1 protein-coding gene is annotated in these 786 nt (G+C 59.7%); it reads right to left on the bottom strand.

The annotated features are described in order from the left end of the window. Positions 1–68 precede the first annotated feature (68 nt). On the bottom strand, positions 69–786 hold a 718-nt coding region (locus AC2GXZ_RS32590; RefSeq protein ID WP_483763386.1), incomplete at its 5' end, for a porin.

Here is a 786-nt window from a genome sequence, read left to right on the forward strand (position 1 = left end):
TTCCTTCGCCGCCAAACGCAAAAAGGCCCGGCGATAGCCGGGCCTTTCCGCTTTAATTCCGTGAGGAATTAGAAGGTGCGCTGTACGCGAACGACGCCAGCCCACTGGTCCTTGTCGAGCGAACCGGTCTGGATGCTCGTGTAGGAAACTTCCGGCTGGATCAGGAAGCCGGCAGCAGGCGTCCACTGCAGGTTTGCAGCAGCAGCAAAGACTTCCGAGTCCGTGTAGGTCAGCTGTACGTTGGTCGCCAGCTTGCTGGAGAACTTGTAACCAGCGCCGCCCCAAACTGCCCAGTCGCCCCAACCGATCGTGCCGGTGTCGCCGCCGAAGTTGGTGCCCGGAGCGTAGGAGTTGTTGGTGTCGCCGTCGGTGTTCCAGCCACCCATCAGGAAGGCCGAGAATGCGCCGAACTTGCCCTGGATACGAGCCTTGATGGCGCCTTCTTCAGCCGATTCGTCGTAACCAGCGGTAACGCCAGCCATGAACGTGCCGTTGTCGAACTTCACACCACCAGAAACGTTCGGCCAGTCGCTCGAAGCAGCCGAGTTGTCACGCTTGATCTGACCGTCGTCTTCAAGAGCGATGAACGCGGTGAAAGCGTCAGCCTTGTAGGTGTAGGCAACCTGGTTCACTTCCGACGGACCGTAGTTGATCACGTCGTCGTTGATGACGTTGCCGGCGTAGCCGAGCAGCTGCTCATAAAGCGAGTCCTGCAGACCAACCGTGAAGCCGCCGAGTTCGATGGTAGCAACCATCAGGCGGGTACGGGTGTTGTTGCCGTCGAGC

It is taken from the genome of Aliirhizobium sp. YIM B11859 (genome assembly GCF_057163345.1).